We start from the raw sequence: 22,332 nt of genomic DNA, 5'->3' as shown, positions 1-22,332 counted from the left end.
AGTAGATCTAGGATGTCCTCAGATGACGGAAAAAAAGAAACGCGGCTTACTCTCTTGGCTTGGCTTCGGTGATGAAGAGCAAACAAAAGATACACCAAAATCAGAACAGCAAGATGAGACTAGATCGGTACAAGAGTCCACAGCTGAAGCAGACATAACAGCTGAAACCGAGATTGCTGTTGAATCTGATAGAGCAGGACCAGAAAATACAGAACTTGTAGAGCAAAAGACTGAAGAGACATCGATACAAGACACGTCATTAAATGAAGTGCAAGATATTGAATTGGCAGTCGAGGTTGACCCTCCTGTCCTAGCAGAAGCAGAAGCAGAAGCAGAAGCAGAAGCAGAAGAAGTAAGAATAGAAGAACAAGAAAAACCGACAGAAAGCTTCTTCGCTCGTTTGAAGCGCAGCTTAAGCCGAACCAAAGCCAATATTGGCGCAGGTTTCTTCGGTTTATTCAAAGGCAAACAAATTGATGATGAGTTGTTCGAAGAGTTAGAAGAACAGCTTTTGATCGCCGATGTGGGTATGACAACGACGGTTAAAATCATTGATAGCTTAACGGAAAAGGCCTCTCGTCAGGATTTAAAAGACGGTGAAGCACTTTACGGGCTGCTTAAAGAAGAGATGTCAGAGATCTTATCAACGGTGGATAAACCATTAGAAGTCGATACGACCAAAACCCCTTACGTCATATTAATGGTCGGTGTGAATGGTGTCGGTAAAACAACGACGATAGGTAAGCTGGCTAAACAGTTCCAAAATGAAGGCAAGAAAGTCATGCTGGCTGCTGGGGATACGTTCCGTGCCGCCGCGGTTGAACAGTTGCAAGTTTGGGGTGAGCGTAACAACGTCCCTGTCATTGCTCAGCATACGGGTGCTGATAGTGCTTCTGTTATTTATGATGCGATTGAAGCGGCAAAAGCGCGTGGTGTTGATGTGGTTATCGCTGACACGGCTGGCCGTTTGCAAAACAAAGCGAACTTGATGGAAGAGCTGCGTAAAATTGTTCGTGTGATGAAAAAGATCGATGATTCCGCACCTCACGAAATTATGCTGACTCTTGACGCTGGTACGGGTCAAAATGCCATTAGCCAAGCGAAACTATTTAGCGATGTCGCGCCAGTCACAGGCATCACGTTAACTAAATTAGATGGTACGGCAAAAGGCGGGGTTATCTTTGCGATTGCCGATCAGTTCCAAATTCCAATTCGTTACATTGGCGTTGGCGAAGGTATCGATGATCTTCGTCCATTTAAAACCGAAGAATTTGTTGAAGCACTGTTTAGTCGAGAAGAGTAGTCGTTGTTTATTATCGTCATGGACTTCAGAAAGTAAGAGGAAGAGTAGGTGATCAGTTTTCAGCAAGTTAGCAAAGCGTATCGAGGCGGCCGTCAAGCGCTACAGAAAGTAGACTTTCACCTAAAAAGAGGTGAAATGGCCTTTTTGGGTGGGCATTCAGGTGCGGGAAAAAGTACCTTGCTGAAACTCATTTGTGCGATTGAACGACCAACAGATGGAAAAGTCAGTTTTAATGGTCACGATATCACTCGTATCCCAAATAAAGATATTCCTTTTTTACGCCGTAATATTGGCATTGTTTTCCAAGATCACCGGCTACTAATGGACAGAAGTGTGTTTGATAACGTAGCACTTCCTATGCGCATTGAATCGATCTCAGAGCACGACATTAAACGTCGAGTGAGTGCAGCATTAGATAAAACAGACCTTCTAGATAAAGCCCGTTGCTTACCTAGTCAACTGTCTGGTGGTGAGCAGCAGCGTGTTGGCATTGCGCGTGCTGTTGTGAATCGTCCTACTTTATTATTGGCCGATGAGCCCACCGGTAACCTCGATCCTGAATTATCGAATCGTGTATTGAGATTATTGGAAGAGTTTAACCGAGCGGGTGTGACGATATTGCTGGCGACTCATGATATCGGTTTAGTGAATACTCGACCTCAATATCGGCATTTAGAGCTGAATCAAGGCTTTTTAAGTGAGGTCTCAGACTATGGGCGGTAATGTTCGCAATAAAAAATCGGCAAAAAAACGAGTCCAAAGCCCCTTTAAAACCATCGGCTTTTTCCAGTCTCATTTAAATCAAGCCAAGCGCTCGTTTGCTGAGTTGTGGGTACGCCCTCTTGGTAACCTGCTCACCTTGGCGGTCATTTCAATGGCACTGGCGATGCCTTCGTGTTTGTATCTGTTAGGCAAAAACATAGCAGCGGTAGCGGATACGGCGGTAAGCCCTTCCCAGATAAGCGCATACCTTGCTGAGCAGACACCCGAAGCTCGGATTATGGTGCTAAAAGATGAAATAGAAAGTCGTGATAATGTGGCGAAGGTCGATTACATCTCTTCCCAGCAGGGGCTTGATGATCTTAGCCAGTACGCTGGGTTTGAACAAGCGATAAGCCTATTGGATGACTATTCGCTGCCAAGTGTGTTGATTATTACCCCGAGTGAGGATGATAACGATCTCATTAAAGCTCTTGTTGGTAGCCTTAAAGCCCAACAAGAAATAACGGATATTCGACTTGATGAAGACTGGCTGGTTCGTTTGGATGCGATTCAGGCGCTCATCAGTGTTATTGTGATAGCGTTGTCATTACTTATGCTTTCTTCGGTTTTTCTGATCGTTGGCAATACATTGCGTTTCAATGTGTTGGCTAATAAAGATGAAATTCAAACGATGAAGTTAATTGGTGCAACCAACAGTTTTATTTTACGTCCGTATGTGTATTCGGGGATGTGGTTTGGCTTATTAGGGGCGTTATGCGCGTGGATTTTGACTGCGCTCATTACCATTTTACTTAATGGTACCGTTGAAGACTTGGCCATGCTGTATGATAGCCACTTTAGATTAATTGGACTTAGCTGGGACGAATCTCTATTGCTCATTATACTCGGTCTCATTCTGGGTTGCGCTGCAGCAAAAGTATCGGCACAGCGTCATTTAAAAGAAATTGAACCAGTTTAGGCGGCAAGTGTCGTAACCTAGGTAGAAATGAAAGTGTGTGCTATTTTGACTTGTAACACTTATTCGTTTGTGCATAATAATTATCCCCTGCTTGAAAGCTGTTCATCTTCGGTTCAAGTCAGTTGGGGTAAAACCATAATCCAGATCAGAGATTGATGAGGAATTGAATGACAACTAAAACGTATTCGATGGCAGTCGTATCGCAAGATAGCTTAGACAGTTATATTCGTTCAGCACACAGCTATCCAATGCTGACTGCGGAAGAAGAGCGCGAACTCGCTGAAAGATTACACTACAAAGGTGAACTTGAGGCCGCAAAAGGTCTTATATTGTCGCACCTGAGATTTGTTGTTCACGTTGCTCGTGGGTACTCCGGTTATGGCTTGCCAATGGCCGATCTTGTTCAAGAAGGCAATATTGGCTTGATGAAAGCCGTAAAACGTTTTAATCCTGAAGTGGGTGTTCGTCTCGTCTCTTTTGCCGTGCATTGGATTAAAGCTGAGATTCATGAGTACGTACTGCGTAACTGGCGTATTGTTAAGATTGCAACGACCAAAGCACAACGTAAATTGTTTTTCAATTTGCGTAAATCGAAAAAGCGTTTAGGTTGGTTTAATAACGGCGAAGTCGAAACGGTTGCTCGTGAGCTAGGTGTTGAGCCTTCAGAAGTACGAGAGATGGAATCCCGCCTGGCTGCACAAGATTCAACGTTTGAAATGCCAAATGATGATGATGAAAGTGGCCACTCTTATACTGCGCCTGTTCTCTATTTAGAAGACCAGTCCTCAGACCTGGCGGATAATGTTGAAGCCGACAATTGGGAGGCTCATACTAATAATCGACTAGGTTTAGCATTGGCGACTTTAGATGAACGTAGTCAGCATATTGTGCGTTCCCGTTGGTTAGACGACAACAAAACCACATTGCAAGAATTAGCGGAAGTGTACAGTGTTTCTGCCGAGCGAATTCGTCAGCTAGAAAAGAATGCGATGAAAAAGCTGAAAGCCGCAGTGGGTGAGTTTTAATTATCTAGATAAAACGAACAGCCAGTCAGACTATTGAATTAAAAAAAGCCGAGATCAAACGATCTCGGCTTTTTTGTATCTATGATCCCTAAATGAGCTTCACGCAAAGCATTGCCTGTGGGTAACTCTGTGCAAAGATTATTTAACACCTGTCAGAAAGTGGGGTAAACAAAGGCTTCATGAGTAAAAACCTGATGGGGATACTTTTCTATTTATTCACATATAAATAAAGATCAATACTATATATAGTGGATCGAAAGATCCAAAACCACGTTATCAACGCAATCCACAGACTTATGCACAATCTTGAACCTATTTGTACCGAGTGGATAACCATACAGCTTGTTGGTACTTATCAGGCTATGGATAGGTTACAATTACCCGTCATGAAACTAAGATAAAAAGGGTATCAAATTGGACGTATTTCAAACGATTAATATCGAACAAGCGCAAGCGTATTTAGAGCAATCAAGTGCCATTCTTGTTGATACTCGCGACAGCCAGTCATTTGCTCAAGGGCATGTGGCTGGAGCATTCTCTTTAAGTAACGATACGATTGTTGAGTTTATGAATGAGGTTGAGTTCGAGCAACCGATCATGGTCATGTGCTACCACGGCATTAGCAGCCAGGGTGTTGCTCAGTACTTGGTTAACCAAGGCTTTACTGATGTGTATAGCATTGATGGCGGAATAGAAGCGTGGCGAAGAGCAGGTTTACCGACGACACAATAGAAGCCGCACCAGATTATGAATCAATGGCTGTATAAAGCCATGGCCATATTATTTGTGGCAACCTTGTGTGAGTGCAAAGTATTCTATAGGTGAAATGGTTAGATTATTCATTTTTTAGTAAGTGGTAGGTAGTCCATGGTCCGATTATTGACAATAAGTAACCCAAGAGCGGCTCAAGCTTTTATTGATTATCTGGCTTCAAGGCAAATAGAAGTTCGGATGATGCCGGAAGGGGAAGGCCAATTCGCATTGTGGTTGCTTGATGAACAACATCAGGTGGAAGTCGAAGCTGAACTTCAGCACTTTTTGAGTGATCCAACCGATAAGAAATATCAGGCCGCGTCTTGGACAATGGCAGAAACTCGCACCAGTGTATTCTCTTATAATACGCCCAGTTTTATTGGCATGATTAAGGCCAAAGCGGGTCCTGTGACCTTAATTGGGATGAGTGTCTGCATGGTGGTGTTTGTCCTACTCCAGTTTGGATTACAAAATCGTCTCTTTTCTTTGTTGCATTTCCCTGCTGAACCGAGTCAACAGATCCAGGTTTGGCGTTGGTTCACTCATGCCATTCTTCATTTTTCAGCCATGCACATTGTTTTTAATGTCTTGTGGTGGTGGCAACTTGGTGGGGATATTGAAAAACGGTTAGGGTCACGTAAGTTGTTGCAGCTTTTTGCTGTGTCGGCCGCGCTTTCTGGCGCAGGGCAGTACTTTGTCGAGGGAGCAAACTTTGGCGGTCTGTCTGGTGTGGTTTATGCTCTGGTTGGGTATTTATGGGTGATCGGGACAAAAGTCCCTCAGCTTGGGTTAAGTATGCCTAAGCCGTTGATCGGTTTTATGCTGGTTTGGCTCGTTCTCGGGTTTGTTCAGCCTTATATGGCGATTGCCAACACGGCGCACTTAGTGGGTTTACTGTCCGGTGTGCTTGTGGGGTTACTTGATGCGAGTAATAAGAAGTTCCGCAACATGCAGTAAGAGTTTAGTTTAGTTGTAAAAAGGCTTTCGCTATACGCGTAAGCCTTTTATTTTATTGGGATGGTTTTTATTGATACGGCTCTTGTTGATACCGTCTCTATTGATACAGGTATTTGGTGAATAAGAGATCAGCAATGATGGTTCGCCCTGTTTCTGGAAGTAAAATCGCATTCAGCTTCTCTACCAGCACTTTTCTTAAATCTTCTCTTCCGGCTAACGATTTTACTGTATCTTCAGATTGCTGTCCGAGTAACTCAATAACCGCATCGCGGATCAAAGGTTGGTGCAGCTCTACGATCGGTAGGTCTGCCGCACTGGCGACCATAATATCGATGCGCACTTGGATATAGCCAAGGTTTTTACCTTTGGTATAAAAATTAGTGGTGAGATCCGGCTCGAGTGTGAAATAAGCCAGCTGCGGTGCTTTTTCTTCTTCTGCATAACTTGGTAACGAAATGAGAAGAGTAAAAATAGTAAATATTTGGGCTAGGTAACGTTTAAGCATATTAATGACTTTTCTTTCTTATAATGATGATACTCGTAACAACAGAGTCTTGTTACAATAGAGTATCTATATGTAATGAAATGCATTTTGCATTTCTCGGTTGGTTTGACCAATCTTTGCCGCTTTATTCTACGATGTTAAAGCTAATAATTGAATACTAGTATGAATCTATCAACTTCGCTCTATCTATCTGCTTTACTTGAAGTAAATTGGCAGGATCCCACAGGTTTTGACTTTCCGTCTCAACAATCTCGAGATTGGTTGTTGGAACTCGGGTCATTGTCTCGCCTGCTCGAACGCCATTGTGACGACTTAAGTGTAGACTTATTGCACAACCGTATAGTGAAAGCTGAGCGATTAAATCAGCAAGAAATCGATCTTTTATCTTTAGATCCGTGCTTATTGCGTAAGGTGGTCCTAAAAGGGGATGGCGTACCTTGGGTTCTTGGCCGAACCTTGATACCGAGTACCTCGATTGCTAAGCAACAATATGACTTAACCGAGCAAGGTGAAATACCGCTTGGGTTGACCGTATTCAGTACTCATAATGTTCAACGAGACGCTTTACAAGTCGGGTGGGCTGATACTGAGCAGGGACGTTTTTTAGCTAGGCGCTCTCGATTATGGATGAACAATAAACCGATGTTGGTGGCGGAGTTATTTTTACCCGCTTCTCCGGTTTATTTTGAAGAGAACAACAAATGAGTTCGGTAAATATTAAAGTAAGATCGTACTGGCAGCTAATGCGAATGGACCGACCGATAGGTTCATTGCTGTTGCTTTGGCCAACGCTATGGTCTTTGGTTGTTGCGGCTGAAGGCCTCCCTCGCTGGGATGTGGCTGTGGTGTTTACTTTAGGTGTGGTGCTCATGCGTTCTGCGGGATGTGTGATCAATGACTTTGCTGATCGCCATGTTGATGGTCATGTGGAGCGCACTCAATATCGTCCGTTACCGGCGGGTGATGTGTCGAGCAAAGAGGCGATTGGGCTATTCGTTGTTTTGGCGGTGGTCTCTTTTCTTCTGGTATTAACCATGAATCCTCTGACTGTGAAACTGTCTTTTGTTGGTATTCTTCTCGCTTTCATTTACCCATTTATGAAACGTTATACTCATCTTCCTCAACTGTTTCTTGGGCTTGCTTTTAGCTGGGCCATACCTATGGCGTGGGCGGCGCAAACCAATGAATTACCGATGATGGTTTGGTATCTATTTGCGATTAACGCGGTTTGGACCATTGCCTATGACACTCAATATGCAATGGTTGATCGAGATGATGATGTGAAAATTGGTATTAAGTCGACAGCCATTCTCTTTGACCGTTTTGATAAAATGATCATTGGTGCTTTACAATTATGTACGCTCATTATGTTGATGCTATTGGGTGATAAATATGCGCTCAGTAGTGGTTTTTACTGGAGCTTGCTCATTGTGGGTGCGTTGTTCGTCTTCCAACAACATTTGATTCGCCATCGCTCAAGGCCGCATTGCTTTCAAGCATTCCTGAATAATAATTACGTTGGTATGGTCATCACCATTGGGCTATTACTTGGATTTCTAATCAAGTAAGTACTCAATCAAGTCATCATTCAGACCACATCGAGTCATACCATGAGCTTCTGTAGGCTATCTTTCTAAGTAAATAGAAAAAGGCATCCAATCGGATGCCTTTTTAGTCTGAGCTAAACAAATTGAATCCTAGGGAGGACTAGGCCTTTAATGGTTGGCCTGATAGACGCTCTCTTTAATGGTCAGTTCAACCTCAGGATAAAGCATGGTGTAGAGCAGTTGGGCCAACTCTTTGCTTTTTCCTTGGTCACACTCGCCATTCTTATCCAGGTAAGCTTGCTGTTTAAGTGTGTTAAACATGCTTGAAAAAACGCCTTTATCAAAAAACTCAGGGGCATTAATACCGTGTAATCGACCCAGTCGTTGGGCGATGTCTTGGCTTTTCTTTTCTAGATCGGCTTTACCCAGTTCAGGGTCTTCTGAAAGCAAGTTTAAGGCAATGGCATAACGTTGTAAGGTTTCGGCAATTGTTTGGCCAAGCAGCACCAGTACTTGAGTGTTTGCTTGGTTGATGGCAACGTTATCGCCTTCAATACAAATATGGCCTTGGCGCGATAACTCTGCAATGTAGTTATTCACTACATCCGCCAGCTTTTCATCTTCAATGCTCAAAAAGAGTTCTTGTTTTAAGAATGGGTATATTTGCGCGACTTTGCTTTGAATGCTTGCGACAGATAGCTGCTGATTACGGACCAGTAGCTGTGCAATCAATGACGGAATCGCAAATAGGTGAATGATATTGTTCCTGTAGTAAGTCATTAATACCGACTGATGGCGATCGAGTGACACAATACTACCCATGCTGTCGCTATCAATGACAAACTTATCCAACGATTCCGCATGGCTAACTAATTCTTCTGCGCTTTCTGAAGGCATTGTGAACGTTGAAGAATAAGGAACGTTCTTTAAAAGCGATAGGTAGCTGTCTATTTGATTGATTAAACTGTCTCGAGATAATGCTCTTTGACGCGATGCCAACAATGCAGTCGCGCAAAGCGTGAGCGCATTCGCTGCCGCAGCGTCATTGATGTTCGTCATCATCTTATTGGCAAGTTTACCCACAACCGGGTTTATCCACTGTGGCTTACTTCCACCGAGTGGGTCAATATCTTGTGTCCACTCAGGGGCATGTTCGTTAAGGTATTGATTCAGAGGAATCGGCTCACCAAAGTTAACGTAGCCTTTACCAAAATTTCGCAACTTACGAATAGTGCGTAGCACTTGGCCTGCGTTTTCTTTCTCTTTGTCTTTGCCTCGAAGCTCTTTAGCGTAAGTGCTGACTTCCATAACGTGTTCATAACCGATGTAAACAGGCACTAACGTTACAGGACGGTTTAAGCCACGAAGCATTGCTTGAATCGTCATCGCAAGCATACCGGTTTTCGCTTGCAGCAAACGACCAGTACGTGAACGTCCGCCTTCACTGAAGTATTCAACGGAATAGCCTTTACTGAACAGCTCAGCAAGATACTCGCGGAAAACGGTAGAATAAAGTTTATTGCCTTTAAAACTGCGGCGAATAAAGAAAGCACCACCGCGTCTGAAAATTGGCCCAGCAGGGAAAAAATTGAGGTTAATACCCGCAGCAATATGAGGCGGCACCATGCCTTCATTGTAAAGCACATAAGAAAGCAGCAAGTAATCCATGTGGCTACGGTGACATGGGACGTAAACAATCTCATGGCCGTCTTGTGCCAGTTTTCTTATCGTCGAGGCATTGGAAATATTGAGCCCTTGATAGATACGATTCCACAGCCAGCGAAGAGTACGTTGACCTAACTTGATCAGAGAGTAGGAAAAATTCGCCGCGACTTCTTCCATAATCGCATGCGCTTCTTTGCGTGCTTTTTCGATTGGAATATTCTTGGCTTTGGCTTCTTCTTCAATCGCTTTTTCAATCGCTTGAGAGTTGAGCAACCGTTGAAATAGGGCCTGACGGTTAGGGAGATCTGGACCGGAGGCAGCAAGCTTTTGGCGAGAGAAGTGAATACGCGCCACTCGCGCGAGTTTATGAGCGATGGAGGCATCCGTACCGTGAGAGTCTGCCATGTAACGAAGCGACACGACAGGGCTGAAACGGACCAGACAGTCCCGACCTGAAAGAATAACGGCCGCTGCTTTTTCGGGGCCATTTAACGCCTGAAGATATGGTTTTGTGTGCTCTTCTTTCCCCGGTTTTCTGCCCCACAATACGGTTGTAGGAATAATTTGAACATCGAGATTACTATCAAATTGGTGGAGCTCAAGCAGTGACGAAAACAATGAGATCGACGTGTTGGGTACGTCTTGATTACGCTGAACTAATGTTGGCCGTGACGAGGTGAAAACATAACGAGGGAATGATTGACCATTAATCATGACCGGGCTCAGTGGGTCGGGTAGACCAAGCTCTAGAGCATGTTTTTGCAAGGTCAGGAGATCAACACTGGAGCGAAATGGCAGCGCATAAACAATCGGCTTGTCGATATCAATATTATGATCGTCAATAGGGCTTGAAGGAATTGCCGTCCCTTTTACCAAAATAGATAAAGGTAACTTAAGTAATGTTCGTGCTAGCGATTGTCCTGAAGACATAAAGGTTCATAGCCTCTTGTGTTTCAAATAAGCATAAGCGAATTTCCAGTCATTTGTTATTGTAACGCGAAGTGGAAAGTCGCCTAAGCAGGTTACTTAAAAGAGCGGCAAGGATAACAGAAACTGGTCTAACCTTTTAATTATATTGTAGGTCTCTTGGTCATATTATTGCGAAATTTTGATGGATGAATGCTTTAAAAAGTGAACGGAAGTACAAGATAAAGCTGCTATGGATTGAGATGCAAACATGAAAGATTTAAAAAACAGTCAATTATCTTTTCATTTTATGACTTACTGGATATACTCACAGTTAACTGTATAAAAAGACAGGTGACTTATGAAGCCGTTGACTGCACGCCAACAAGAAGTATTTGATCTCATCAAACGTAAAATTGACGATCATGGAATGCCACCGACTCGCGCTGAAATTGCGCGTGAATTGGGGTTCCGTTCTGCTAATGCCGCAGAAGAACATTTAAAAGCGCTCGCTCGCAAGCAAGCGATAGAAATTATCCCCGGAGCTTCGCGTGGTATACGCATTTTATTAGACGCTGCGAATGAGGAAGAAGGTTTGCCACTTATCGGCCAGGTAGCGGCTGGCGAACCGATTCTGGCTCAGGAACATGTCGAAACGCACTATAAAGTCGATGCCAGCATGTTTAAACCACAAGCTGATTTTCTGCTTCGTGTTAACGGCGAAAGTATGAAAGATATTGGTATCATGGATGGCGATTTATTAGCGGTGCACAAAACTCAAGATGTACGAGATGGCCAAGTTGTCGTTGCGCGAGTGGATGATGATGTCACGGTTAAGCGTTTAGAGCGCAAAGGCGCAACGGTACTGCTTCATGCTGAAAATGAAGAATTTTCTCCGATTGAAGTGGATTTGACCGTGCAGCACTTAGCCATTGAGGGTATTGCCGTCGGAATCATTCGAAATACCGACTGGATGTAACCTCTTACTGAGCCGGTTCCTGTATCCGATTTGAGAAATTGCCTGGCGATACTCTCAATAGCTTGTAAGTTTAAATGATATTCATTATCATCTTCTTTCTGGGTTCATAAGGAAGATGATAATGCCTCTTACATCCCCCTCTTCAAAACGACGCTATCAAATCCCCACCGATTTGCTCCAACCATTATGGCTGCGTAGCCGTGAAAGCTTTGTTGATGATGGCCTTGTTTATGATCCAATTGCGGCTAATGCTTGTCGTTACTGCCAATTATCTCCTGAGTGTTTATCTGGTGATATCGATCAAAAGCAGCTGCTTCATGCGACTCTCACTCAACTTTGTGACCTACAAGTTAACGCATTCATTAAGCGTAGCCCAGATGCTTGGATCATTAATGTTGGAGCAGGCTTAGATACTCGATTTTATCGCGTTGATGATGGACTTTGTCATTGGGTAGAGCTCGATATTACCGAGAACTTGCTGTGGCGTGAGAAGCTTTTTCATAAGAGCGAACGCTATTTGCATCATTGTGGCAGTGTCGACGATGTGCAGTGGCTTGATCAACTGCCGATTCCTAACCACGCTAATGTGATGATTGTCTGTGAGCACGCTTTACTTGATCTTAGCCATTCCCATGTTGCCAAGTTTGTTCAAGCGTTAGGGCGTCATTTTGATAGTGCAACCGCGTGCTTGGTGATAGCTGGGGATAAAACGTCAACGCATTTAGGAAGAAAACTCGGGTCTGGCACGTATGCGCATGGGTATGATCATCCAGGTGAATCGATACTGAATTATTTACCGTGGGCACAGTCGGTAAATATCTTGTCGCCATTAGACAAAAACTGCAGTCGCTGGAAGTTTTGGCAGCGCTGTATCACGAAATTCCCGTCACTTAAGCAGAGATTAACCCCGGTAGTCGTTCAGCTTCGTTGGTGATCCAGTTACACTTCACTCTCTATAAGTGAGGTGACTGTGATTTCCCAATCGATTCAAACGTTAAGTACTCTTTATAAAAGCCTAAATAACCTGTCTCTTCACAAGAGAGTGTTATTACTCGCCATTCCCATGGTGCTTTCTAATATTACCGTTCCTCTTCTTGGATTAGTCGACGCCGCCGTTATTGGCCACTTAGAGCATGCTTGGTATCTAGGTGGTGTGGCATTGGGCGGCACCATGATCAGTGTGACGTTTTGGTTGCTCGGTTTTTTACGAATGTCGACCACTGGGCTTACCGCACAATCTTATGGCGCGGATGATAAGCAACAACTGGCGTTGGTGCTTATTCAAGGCGTCATGATGGCCTTTGGGCTTTCCGCCGTCTTTTTACTCGTGCACGGCAGTTTGGCGGACTTGATTTTTTCATTAAGCAGTGCCAGTGACGAGGTGAAACACTATGGCCAGAAGTACTTTTCTATTCGAGCTTGGAGTGCCCCGGCCGCTTTAGCTAACTTTGTGATTTTAGGTTGGCTACTGGGTACTCAAAATGCCAAGGCGCCAATGTGGATGGTGATCATTGCTAACTTGACGAACATCTTACTCGATGTCTTATTTGTCATCGTTTTTGATTGGAAAGTCGAAGGCGCGGCTCTCGCTTCTGTTATTGCGGACTACATGGGATTGGCTTTCGGTCTATGGTGTGTTTATCGAACTTGGTGTGCTCGTCATTTACCGTCTCCTCGATCCATCCTGTCAAAGAGTGGCAATAACATTGGCCGCTTTGTTAAGTTAAATCGAGATATTTTTCTACGTTCGCTGTGTCTTCAAGCGACATTCAGTTTTATGACTTTTCAAGGCGCAAGTTTTGGTGATGATGTTGTAGCTGCTAATGCGGTGCTCATGAGCTTCTTGATGATGATCTCTTACGGGATGGATGGCTTTGCTTACGCCATGGAAGCCATGGTGGGGAAAGCGATTGGTGCCAAAAATAAAGAAGAACTCAATCAGTCACTGATCGGGACCTTTTTTTGGAGTTTGATCATTTGCATAGCGTTGACCCTTGTTTTTTCTCTCTTTGGATCGGCTCTGATCCGTTTGATCACCGATATCCCAAGCGTCAAAGATAACGCTCATATCTACTTACCCTGGTTAATTGCGATGCCATTCATTGCTATGTGGTGCTTCTTGTTTGATGGCATTTTTATTGGTGCGACAAAAGGGAAGGAAATGCGTAACAGCATGTTCGTCGCGACGTGTTTTTTCTTTGCGGTGTTTTATTTAACCAAAGAGTTGGGTAACCATGCACTGTGGTTATCCATGTTGAGTTTTATGGCGATGAGGGGGCTGGGTTTAGGGATTGTGTTTATCGTTCAATGGCGTCAAGGTGTGTTCTTAAATCAAAAAACCGCAGAATAAGATCTGCGGTTTTACTTTGTTTCTGTTTCTAGTCTCTGCTATTCGCAACCGTCATTGGCTTTAGTGACGTGACATGTTTTGAGAGATTTACACATAAGGCTAAAACAATCGATTCAACCCGTTAAGCGCAGCCACACGGTATGCTTCAGCCATTGTCGGGTAATTGAATGTCGTATTGACGAAGTATTCAATGGTATTGGCAGGCCCCTTCTGTTCCATAATTGCCTGTCCAATGTGGATAATTTCAGCAGCACGCTCACCAAAACAATGAATACCCAAAATGGCTTTTGTCTCTCGGTGGAAGAGTATTTTTAAGCTACCGATATCTTTTCCTGCAATTTGAGCTCGAGCGAGATGCTTGAACGAGGCTCTACCGACTTCATACGGCACTTTCGCTGCGGTAAGCTCTTGCTCGGTTTTACCCACAGAACTGATTTCTGGAATGGTATAAATGCCTGTTGGAATATCTTCAATTAAATATCCAGAAGCTTGTCCTTGCGTAATCGCTTGGGCCACAAATCGGCCTTGATCATAGGCCGCGCTCGCTAGGCTTGGATAACCAATAACATCCCCGACCGCATAGACATGGTTAATACTGGTTTGGTAATTGCTGTTTACCGAAACTTGGCCACGAGAATCCGCCGCTAAGCCAACTGCGTCTAAATTCAATTTATCCGTATTGCCCGTTCGGCCATTGGCATACAGTAAACAATCGGCGCGCATTTTCTTTCCAGACTCAAGATGAACAATGACACCATCGTCGGTAGGTTCAATTTTCTCGAATGTCTCGTCATTTCGGATCACAACACCGCTATTCCAGAAGTGATATGAGAGGGCATCAGACGTTTCATTGTCCAGAAAAGACAACAGGCGGTCACGGGTGTTTATCAGATCGGTTTTAACGCCAAGCCCTCTAAAGATGGAAGCATATTCACAACCAATAACGCCAGCACCGTAAATGATGATATGGCGAGGGTCGTGCTCTAGGCTTAAAATTGAATCGCTGTCATAAATACGTTGATGGGTAAAGTCGACATCACTCGGTTGGTATGGGCGCGAGCCAGTCGCGATGACAAATTTATCGGCGGTGTATGTTTCGACGGTACCATCAGCTTGAGTCACATTGACGGAATGCTCACCTGAGAACTCTGCCGTACCAAAAATTAAGGTACAATCATTTCTGTCGTAGAAGCCTTGTCTAAGCCGAGTTTGCTTATCGATCACAGACTTAGCATGGTTTAAAATATTAGAGAAGGTCGAATGAATGCTGCTGTTGTTGTGGCAAAAGAGGGGATTACTATTGAACTCAATAATGCGACTTACGGCATGTCGAAGGGCTTTAGATGGGATGGTTCCCCAGTGTGTACAACCCCCACCGACACTGCTCTCTTTTTCTATGATAGCGACATTGAGCCCCGCTTTAGTTAATCCCATAGCTGCACCTTCACCACCAGGGCCACTACCGATAACAATTACATCAAAGTGGTTGCTCTGCGTCATAGATCTCTTCCTTGTTATATTTTTTTACATTGCTGTAGCGAGATTTTAACGCATATTACAGATAGGTAAATATATTCGATACTAGAGGGTCGAAGAGATCACGGACGTAGATCTAAAAACAGCATGAGAATGGCGTCGCTTATACACTTTATTTTATAAGATGCCCTACGAGGTTATTGATACTCAGAGGTTTATGAGTAAGGATACCTTTCCTGGCGACGTAAGATTTTAGTTGAATATTGGGTTTATGAGTAACGTCGCTTCGCGTTATAGTAAGGTGGATAAGATAATGACCAAAGTAGTCCAATCATGAAATCGCTAGGAATTCGCGCACAGCAAAAAGAGAAAACTCGCCGATCACTGATTGACGCGGCATTCAGTCAGTTGAGTGCTGATAGAAGTTTTTCTAATTTAAGTTTAAGAGAAGTTGCTCGAGAAGCCGGTATCGCGCCTACGTCCTTTTATCGTCATTTTAAAGATATGGATGAGTTAGGCTTAACCATGGTCGATGAGGGCGGCTTGTTGCTCCGTCAGTTGATGCGACAAGCTCGTCAGCGGATTGCAACCGAAGGAAGCGTGATTCGCACTTCGGTTGAAACATTTATGGAATTTATTGAAAGTAGCCCCAATGTTTTTCGTTTATTATTAAGAGAGCGTTCGGGAACATCTTTTGATTTTCGTACTGCCGTTGCCAGAGAAATTGAACATTTCGCGGCAGAGCTAACCGAATATTTAACCAGTACTGGAATGAGCAAAGAAGAAGCACAGACTCAAGCGCAAGCATCGGTGACGTTGGTCTTTAGCTCCGGTGCTGAAGTGCTGGATTTGTCGGCACGTGAACGAGATGAGCTTGCTGAACGTTTGATTATGCAGCTAAGAATGATTGCAAAAGGGGCATTCTGGTATCGCAAAGAGCGAGAGAGAAAGCGAACAAAAAGCAGGGAGGATTAATGTCAAATTCAGAAAATGGAATGGAGCCGGGTGTTCACTTAGACCGCGGCTCAGAACGAAAAACGTTAGTATTAGCGCTGGTTGCAGGCATGTGCGGTGATGCATTGTTGTCTTGGATGACGATGAGCGAAGTGAGCTTTTCTATTTTCCCGATCATTGCGCTCGTATTATCGGTACAGGCACTCTATCAAGAATATCTGCGCCACCCAGTCTCAGAAGATATCCCATTGGTCGGTTTAGCGTGTTTCTTTGTGGGTGGGTTTGGTCACTCTGCCTTTGTGAAAGCACAACACCCAGATGCCGGTTCTAACTTGTTTGCCATTGTCGTGGTGATGTTACTCATGCTTTGGATAGGTAAAAAACTGGGCTTTATTGGTAAGCCAACTTAGATTTTTAGACAGAAGTTTTTAGACTTATATTTGAGAGTTATAAAAAAACGAGCCAAACGGCTCGTTTTTTTATATCAGGCGAAAACCCGCCGGATCCATGAACGGAATCTATGCTTTGCGTTCCAGTAACACACCCGCTTCCATGTGGTGGGTGTAAGGAAACTGATCGAACAGAGCAAAACGCGTCACGTTATGTGTTTGGCTAAGAATATCGAGATTCTCTTTTAAGGTTTCTGGGTTACATGAGATATAAAGGATACGCTCATAGCCTTGCACCATTTTACACGTATCAACATCCATCCCTGAACGAGGGGGATCAACGAAGATGGTATTGCAGTTATAGCTACTGAGATCGACGTTGGCTTGTTTTAAACGACGAAACTCGCGTTTACCTTGCATAGCTTCTGTAAAATCTTCGGCTGACATGCGAATGATTTGCACATTATCGATGTCATTTGCGGCAATGTTGTATTGAGCAGAGACAACCGAAGGCATAGCAAGCTCGGTTGCAAGAACACGTTCAAAGTTTTTAGCAAGAGCCAGTGAGAAGTTACCGTTACCACAATAAAGTTCGAGAAGATCGCCGTGACTGTCTTGGGTGCAGTCTGTCGCCCATTCCAACATTTTCTCAGCGACCTTTCCGTTAGGCTGAGTGAAACTGTTTTCAACCTGTTGGTAAATATAACTTTGGCCGTTTACATCGAGCTTCTCGATAACATAATCGCGATCTAATACGATTTTCATCTTACGAGCTCGGCCGATAAGGTTGAGATTAAACCCTTCATCATTCAAACGTTGCTTGAGTGCTTTGGCTTGTTCTGTCCAAGCATCATCGAGTTGACGGTGGTAGAGCAGTGAAACCAAAATTTCACCGCTGAGTGTTGAAAGAAAGTCCACCTGAAATAACTTATGACGCAGCGCTTCATTTCCTTTCATAGCATCAATCAGCAAAGGCATTAAATCATTGATTAAGCGACTGGCTGCGGGAAATTGATCAACGCGATATTTTTCCTTGGTTTCTTGATTGAACATCACGTAGTACATGTCTTCGCCTTGGTGCCAAACACGAAACTCTGCGCGCATACGGTAGTGTTGATCCGGTGACTCAAAGACTTCCAGATCAGGCACGTTATACGGTGCAAACATTTGGGTAAGGCGTTCTGTCTTTTCGGCCAATTGTTGTTGATAGTGTTCAGGGTTTACATCAAGACTCGCCATGGTATTGCCTTTATCGGTACGGTGCATTCTAAGAAAGAGCGCAGATTTTATTCAATCTAAACCACATGTCCAGTGATGAATGAGCCTTGTGGTGTTTATAGTCCATAAAACTATAGCTTATGGTTATCTTTATCTAGACAAAACTCAGAGAGACGAATAATATCCTCACCGAACTGGTGCCATTTAGATGTATAGATGGCTGAAAAGGGAATCTGGTGTAAATCCAGAACTGACGCGCAGCGGTAAAAGAGAACGAAGGCTCATCAGACACTGTACTAGAAAGTATGGGAAGTCGAGTACTAGGCGGTGAAAACCATGCTCTTAAGTCCGAATACCTGCCAGTAGCCGAGAAACACATTTGATAATGATATCAATGCTCGGAAGGATTTTCGCGATTTAGGACAAACAACATAATGAACAAATCTATTCTAGCGATCGCTGTAGCATCGCTAACCACGCACGCCTCTCTTTCTTATGCAGAACAACAAGTCGATGAGACCATGGTTGTGACGGCAAACCGTTTTGAGCAGCCACTAAGCGATGTTATCGCATCGACAACCGTGATTTCGAAACAAGAAATTGAAGTCACTCAAGCCAAATCCTTAGTCGATGTTCTTAAAAGAGTTCCAGGGATTGAGGTTTCTCAAAATGGTGGGCGTGGCCACAATGCCTCAGTCTTTATGAGAGGTTACAACAGTGACCAGGTTCTTTTTCTCATCGATGGGATTCGAATCGATTCTGCTGCTGGTGGCATTAGTTTTAATCATATCCCTGTAGGAATTATCGAAAGGGTTGAAGTTATTCGCGGTTCTGGTGGAGCGCTTTATGGGTCAGACGCTATTGCTGGTGTGATTAACGTTATTACGGCTTCGGGTGACACTTCGGAATCGACAACAGTTTCTGTTGGTGCAGGCAGTGATGCTCAAAAAGAAGCGAACTTTGCTACAACTAGAACGTTTGCTCATGGCGGTACATTAAAGTTAGCGGGTGGCTTTGAAGAAACGGATGGTTATGACATTAAGGATCCAGCAACCGATTTGAATTATGGCTATGAAAGTCAAAATTTATTCGCTGCTTATTCTCAAGATATTAATGAACAATTGACCGGCACAGCATCAGTGCGTTGGTACGACAGCTTAGCTGAGTATGACTCATTCGGTAAAAAGTATGGCTACACTGAAAATTTGAGCATTACTGGTGAGTTAGCGTATGTAGGCAACAGCTTAAATTCAATACTAAGAGCAAATCAGCAATCCATTGAAAGTCTTGATTATTCCCAAGCTGATGGGAAAGATAATGCGAGTAGTAAAAAGACAATAGATCTCACTAATCTACAATTCTTAAATCAATACGATATTTCTGAAAATGTTTCAATAGGCGCTGGTGCTGATTGGCGAAGAGAAAAGTTAAATGATGATGCTTTATCCTACGGTTCACCAGATAAACTAGCGGGAGAATCTAGGGATACAACGGGCGCGTATGCTTCTACTGATATGAATTTTGGTGATCTCCACCTAGCAGGTAGCGTTCGTAATGATAAACATGACACCTATGATAATCACACCACTTGGTCAATCGGAGCGCGTTACCATTTAACGTCTGCTCATTCAGTTAGGGCGACGGCTGGTACATCATTCAAAGCCCCGAGTTACTCTGATTTGACAACGAACCCTGATTTGAAACCGGAAGAAGCGAATAATCGAGAAATTGGATACACAGGCGATTTCGATATCTTCAGTCTAGACGTTACAGCATATGATAATGAAGTCGATAATCTTATTATTTGGTATCAAGGTAGCCCTTGGTGGTACCCACAAAATGTGGATGCTGAATTACAAGGCCTAGAGATTACCGGTCGTTTTCAAACATGGATCGTTAATCATACTGTAACCGCGGAATTTAAAGATCATAAAGATTCAAAAGGTAATAAGTTAGCAAAGCGCGCAGATCAAAATTACAAGTGGTTAATGGATGCTTCTTACCAAGATTTCGATGTGAATTTAATTTATACCTATACAGGGGATAGGTTGGGCAACCCTAATGAAACGTACAGCCCAGAAAATATTTTACCGTCCGTCAGTCTATGGGATGTATCACTAGGGTATTGGATTTCATCTGAGCTAGTGATCCGTGGCCGTATTGATAACTTAACGAATGAGAAGTACCAAACTAGTTTGGGTTACAATGCCCCAGAACGCAGATACTTCGCAAACCTAACGTATCAATTCTAAATGCTTAAGCCGCCTTCGGGCGGTTTTTTATTGCTGGGTAACTTCATATGAAAAAGAACGTAGTCATAAGCTGGTCGAGCGGAAAGGATTCAACACTGACTTTATTACGCCTTCTAGAAAATCCTAAGTATCAAGTTGTTGCCTTATATACAACTCATGTAAATAACGACGTTCCGTTTCAGGCAACACCTCTAGATGTTGTCCAAATGCAGGCAGATTTAATCGGTTTGCCATTAATTACTATCGAGCTGCCTTGCGTATTTCCTAGCAACGACATTTACCAAAGTACGGTGATTAATGGCCTAAAAGAATCCAAACTGTCGATCGAGGCAGTCGCCTTTGGTGATATGTTCTGTAATGGTATTGCGGAATACCGCAGAAGTTATATAGAACCACAAGGATGGCAATGTGTTTTCCCATTAATGGGGGATTCATCTCAATTACTGGCTCAAGAAATTATTCAAAGAAACATAGTAACGTCGTTAATCACGATTGATGGCGAGCGTCTTTCTAGAGATTTTTGCGGGCGAATCTATAACGAAACGTTTTTGGAAGATTTACCTCAAAGCATCGATCCTTGTGGTGAAAATGGGGAGTTCCATACATTAGTCACAGAGGCGCCCTGCTTTAGCGGAAGAATTGAGCTCGAATTGCAACACATTGATCACGATGAGCGATTCAGCTATCAAAGGTATAACGCAATCGCATTGCCAAATCGGAAAGAGCAGGTATGATCATCGGGTTCGAATTTAGGAATCTATCGTGTGTTGAATCAAAACCATCCTGCAGTCCTTATTTTTGATTCCGGTGTTGGCGGGCTATCTGTCTATCAAGAAATCAAAACTCTCTTGCCACAAGTAAATTGTACGTATCTTTTTGACAATGAGGCTTATCCCTATGGGGAGCTCACTCAAGAGGTACTCATTGAGAGAGTCGACACGCTGATATCGAACTTTGTAGAAAACCACCATGTCGATGCGGTTGTTATCGCTTGCAACACAGCAAGCACCATCGTCCTACCCGCATTAAGAAAAAAATTAGTAATTCCCGTCGTTGGCGTCGTTCCGGCCATTAAACCAGCTTCCTTATTGGCGAAAAAAGCAGTAGGGCTTATTGCTACACCTGCAACCATTACTCGCGAATATACAAAGGATCTTGTTCGAAGCTTTTCAAGTGACACTCGTGTTGAGATGTTAGGTTCCACGTTACTGGTGGAAATGGCAGAAACAAAACTCAGAGGAAAAGAAGTCAATTTGGAGGCGTTGGCGCAAATCATTGCCCCACTCATTGGGCATATCGATGTGGCTGTTCTAGGCTGCACCCATTTTCCTCTGATTAAGCAGGAAATAGCCCAAGTGCTAGGTAATAGCGTTATCTTAGTGGATTCAGGAGAAGCTATTGCTAGAAGGTTGAAGTCACTGTTGAATGTAGAAACTGGAAATAGCTATGAAGGTCAGCAAGAGGTTTGGAGTAGTGCGCCGCCATTAGATGAAAGCGCACTAAATACTGCATTAAAAGAACTTGGGTTTAGTCCTGTCCAATGTCTTCGTTTTCAGGGTGTTTAGGATCGTTTGCTACTCTGACTTTCAAAGTACGTTGCATGTAATCTTGGTCGTTGAGTGCGTCGATAGTTGAATTAACATCGCTTGATGCCACAACCACAAAACCAAACCCTCGGCGTTTACCCGTGCGCTTGTCTTTCATTAGGCGTACGGCAAAAACCTCACCATGCTTAGAAAAAAGTTCCCTAACATGTGCTTCATTTGCTTTATAAGGTAAGTTGCCTACATAAAGAGTTTGTGTTGAAGGAGAAGAAGTTTCAGAAATTTCCGTGTCAGTGTTAGAAGGTTTAAAGATAAGAGCAGAAGCACAAACACCGATAAGGAAGGCGAATATAGATGGAATATCTACTAGATAAAGGATGACAGAGCCAATAACTGCAACGGCGACTACCATTAAGATCGATTTATTAGAGTTCATATTGAATACTACATTTCAATTAATAAGAGAGAGTTACGTCTATCGTTAACAAAATAGACACATGAATCTTACGTACATGTGTTGAATTTTACCAATATAATGATGTGACATGACTCAAATGTTGAAATTTTATTCAATATTAGTGAGGCTGGTGGCTTTTTAAGCGAACGAATTTTATTTTATAAAAAAACCTTGTCATAAAATTAATCCTCTCTATAATGCCGCCTCACTGACACGGAATGAGAGAAACATCACATCGAGTGCTCAGTAGAGGAAAAGAGTTTGAAATTAACTCTTGACTCCAAAGATTCAAAGCGTATTATACGCACCCCTAGCTACTGACGGAAACGAACGAAAGCTAGACGCTCTTTAACAATTTAAACCTATCAATC

At 43.4% G+C, this 22,332-nt stretch carries 21 protein-coding genes and 1 riboswitch; of the genes, 16 read left to right on the top strand and 5 right to left on the bottom strand.

The genetic code is table 11. From position 1 onward, the window contains the following. Nucleotides 1-22: 22 nt before the first annotated feature. The 6 genes from ftsY to glpG all read left to right on the top strand — a co-directional run bounded on the left by ftsY (nt 23) and on the right by glpG (nt 5,719). Entirely contained in the window at nt 23-1,303 is a 1,281-nt protein-coding gene (ftsY, locus tag A1QO_RS06060) for a signal recognition particle-docking protein FtsY (protein ID WP_017041709.1), read from the top strand. A 48-nt stretch (nt 1,304-1,351) separates the two neighbouring features. Further along, nucleotides 1,352-2,026 carry a cell division ATP-binding protein FtsE gene (ftsE, locus tag A1QO_RS06055; RefSeq protein ID WP_017036863.1) on the top strand — a complete coding sequence of 225 codons (675 nt, stop codon included), beginning with the start codon at nt 1,352-1,354 and terminating at the stop codon, nt 2,024-2,026. Beyond that, the gene (gene ftsX, locus A1QO_RS06050; protein WP_017036864.1) at nt 2,016-2,984 is read left to right on the top strand and encodes a permease-like cell division protein FtsX; all 969 of its coding nucleotides are present in this window, start codon (nt 2,016-2,018) and stop codon (nt 2,982-2,984) included. Before ftsE ends, ftsX begins: the two co-directional genes overlap by 11 nt. Nucleotides 2,985-3,151: 167 nt before the next feature. Continuing rightward, nucleotides 3,152-4,009, top strand: coding sequence for an RNA polymerase sigma factor RpoH (gene rpoH / locus A1QO_RS06045; protein ID WP_017036865.1), 858 nt, complete (start codon nt 3,152-3,154; stop codon nt 4,007-4,009). Between the two features lie 414 nt (nt 4,010-4,423). After that, on the top strand, nt 4,424-4,741 hold the full coding sequence (glpE, locus tag A1QO_RS06040; RefSeq protein WP_017036866.1) for a thiosulfate sulfurtransferase GlpE: 318 nt from the start codon (nt 4,424-4,426) through the stop codon (nt 4,739-4,741). Nucleotides 4,742-4,876: 135 nt separating this feature from the next. Next, complete coding sequence (glpG, locus tag A1QO_RS06035; protein ID WP_026027092.1) at nt 4,877-5,719, top strand: rhomboid family intramembrane serine protease GlpG; 843 nt, start codon at nt 4,877-4,879, stop codon at nt 5,717-5,719. Between the two features lie 97 nt (nt 5,720-5,816). On the opposite strand, the gene A1QO_RS06030 is transcribed toward glpG, so the two are convergent. After that, complete coding sequence (locus A1QO_RS06030; protein WP_017036868.1) at nt 5,817-6,224, bottom strand: flagellar basal body-associated protein FliL; 408 nt, start codon at nt 6,222-6,224, stop codon at nt 5,817-5,819. A 162-nt stretch (nt 6,225-6,386) separates the two neighbouring features. Between A1QO_RS06030 and A1QO_RS06025 the strand changes: the two genes are divergently transcribed. Beyond that, a complete protein-coding gene (locus tag A1QO_RS06025) occupies nt 6,387-6,929 on the top strand; it encodes a chorismate lyase (RefSeq protein ID WP_017036869.1) in 543 nt (180 codons plus the stop codon). Then, nucleotides 6,926-7,792: a 4-hydroxybenzoate octaprenyltransferase gene (ubiA, locus tag A1QO_RS06020; protein WP_017036870.1), complete on the top strand. Its 867-nt coding sequence runs from the start codon at nt 6,926-6,928 to the stop codon at nt 7,790-7,792. The genes A1QO_RS06025 and ubiA overlap by 4 nt, the downstream gene beginning before the upstream one ends. A gap of 147 nt (nt 7,793-7,939) precedes the next feature. Here the strand turns inward: ubiA and plsB are convergent, their stop codons facing one another. Further along, nucleotides 7,940-10,366: a glycerol-3-phosphate 1-O-acyltransferase PlsB gene (gene plsB / locus A1QO_RS06015; RefSeq protein WP_017036871.1), complete on the bottom strand. Its 2,427-nt coding sequence runs from the start codon at nt 10,364-10,366 to the stop codon at nt 7,940-7,942. A 337-nt stretch (nt 10,367-10,703) separates the two neighbouring features. Here plsB and lexA point away from each other — a divergent pair, with 337 nt between their 5' ends. The 3 genes from lexA to dinF all read left to right on the top strand — a co-directional run bounded on the left by lexA (nt 10,704) and on the right by dinF (nt 13,671). Continuing rightward, the gene (lexA, locus tag A1QO_RS06010) at nt 10,704-11,321 is read left to right on the top strand and encodes a transcriptional repressor LexA (protein ID WP_026026694.1); all 618 of its coding nucleotides are present in this window, start codon (nt 10,704-10,706) and stop codon (nt 11,319-11,321) included. Between the two features lie 121 nt (nt 11,322-11,442). Further along, nucleotides 11,443-12,255 carry a class I SAM-dependent methyltransferase gene (locus A1QO_RS06005; RefSeq protein ID WP_017036872.1) on the top strand — a complete coding sequence of 271 codons (813 nt, stop codon included), beginning with the start codon at nt 11,443-11,445 and terminating at the stop codon, nt 12,253-12,255. 36 nt (nt 12,256-12,291) lie between these two features. Beyond that, nucleotides 12,292-13,671: an MATE family efflux transporter DinF gene (gene dinF / locus A1QO_RS06000; RefSeq protein ID WP_017041708.1), complete on the top strand. Its 1,380-nt coding sequence runs from the start codon at nt 12,292-12,294 to the stop codon at nt 13,669-13,671. Nucleotides 13,672-13,770: 99 nt separating this feature from the next. On the opposite strand, the gene sthA is transcribed toward dinF, so the two are convergent. Continuing rightward, entirely contained in the window at nt 13,771-15,171 is a 1,401-nt protein-coding gene (gene sthA / locus A1QO_RS05995) for a Si-specific NAD(P)(+) transhydrogenase (protein ID WP_017041707.1), read from the bottom strand. Between the two features lie 309 nt (nt 15,172-15,480). Here sthA and fabR point away from each other — a divergent pair, with 309 nt between their 5' ends. Continuing rightward, nucleotides 15,481-16,122 (top strand): HTH-type transcriptional repressor FabR, encoded by a 642-nt coding sequence (gene fabR, locus A1QO_RS05990; RefSeq protein ID WP_017036875.1) that lies wholly within the window; start codon nt 15,481-15,483, stop codon nt 16,120-16,122. Beyond that, a complete protein-coding gene (locus A1QO_RS05985; RefSeq protein WP_017036876.1) occupies nt 16,122-16,511 on the top strand; it encodes a YijD family membrane protein in 390 nt (129 codons plus the stop codon). The genes fabR and A1QO_RS05985 overlap by 1 nt, the downstream gene beginning before the upstream one ends. Before the next feature lie 108 nt (nt 16,512-16,619). Here the strand turns inward: A1QO_RS05985 and trmA are convergent, their stop codons facing one another. Continuing rightward, a complete protein-coding gene (gene trmA, locus A1QO_RS05980) occupies nt 16,620-17,729 on the bottom strand; it encodes a tRNA (uridine(54)-C5)-methyltransferase TrmA (protein WP_026027091.1) in 1,110 nt (369 codons plus the stop codon). A gap of 157 nt (nt 17,730-17,886) precedes the next feature. Then, nucleotides 17,887-18,087, top strand: a riboswitch (cobalamin riboswitch). A gap of 55 nt (nt 18,088-18,142) precedes the next feature. On the opposite strand from trmA, the gene A1QO_RS05975 reads away from it, so the two are divergent. From A1QO_RS05975 to murI, 3 genes are read left to right on the top strand one after another with little or no spacing between them, the layout of a single operon-like run. Continuing rightward, complete coding sequence (locus A1QO_RS05975) at nt 18,143-19,960, top strand: TonB-dependent receptor domain-containing protein (protein ID WP_017036878.1); 1,818 nt, start codon at nt 18,143-18,145, stop codon at nt 19,958-19,960. Between the two features lie 47 nt (nt 19,961-20,007). Continuing rightward, nucleotides 20,008-20,694, top strand: a complete 687-nt coding sequence (locus A1QO_RS05970) for a hypothetical protein (RefSeq protein WP_017041706.1) — start codon at nt 20,008-20,010, stop codon at nt 20,692-20,694. Nucleotides 20,695-20,724: 30 nt separating this feature from the next. Beyond that, a complete protein-coding gene (gene murI, locus A1QO_RS05965; protein ID WP_017036880.1) occupies nt 20,725-21,525 on the top strand; it encodes a glutamate racemase in 801 nt (266 codons plus the stop codon). Here the strand turns inward: murI and A1QO_RS05960 are convergent. Continuing rightward, on the bottom strand, nt 21,488-21,940 hold the full coding sequence (locus A1QO_RS05960) for an RNA recognition motif domain-containing protein (RefSeq protein WP_017036881.1): 453 nt from the start codon (nt 21,938-21,940) through the stop codon (nt 21,488-21,490). The genes murI and A1QO_RS05960 overlap by 38 nt on opposite strands. Nucleotides 21,941-22,332: the final 392 nt, after the last annotated feature.

Source organism: Vibrio genomosp. F10 str. ZF-129 (assembly GCF_000287055.2).
GTDB lineage: Bacteria > Pseudomonadota > Gammaproteobacteria > Enterobacterales > Vibrionaceae > Vibrio.
This window is presented reverse-complemented; position numbering and strand designations above follow the sequence as displayed.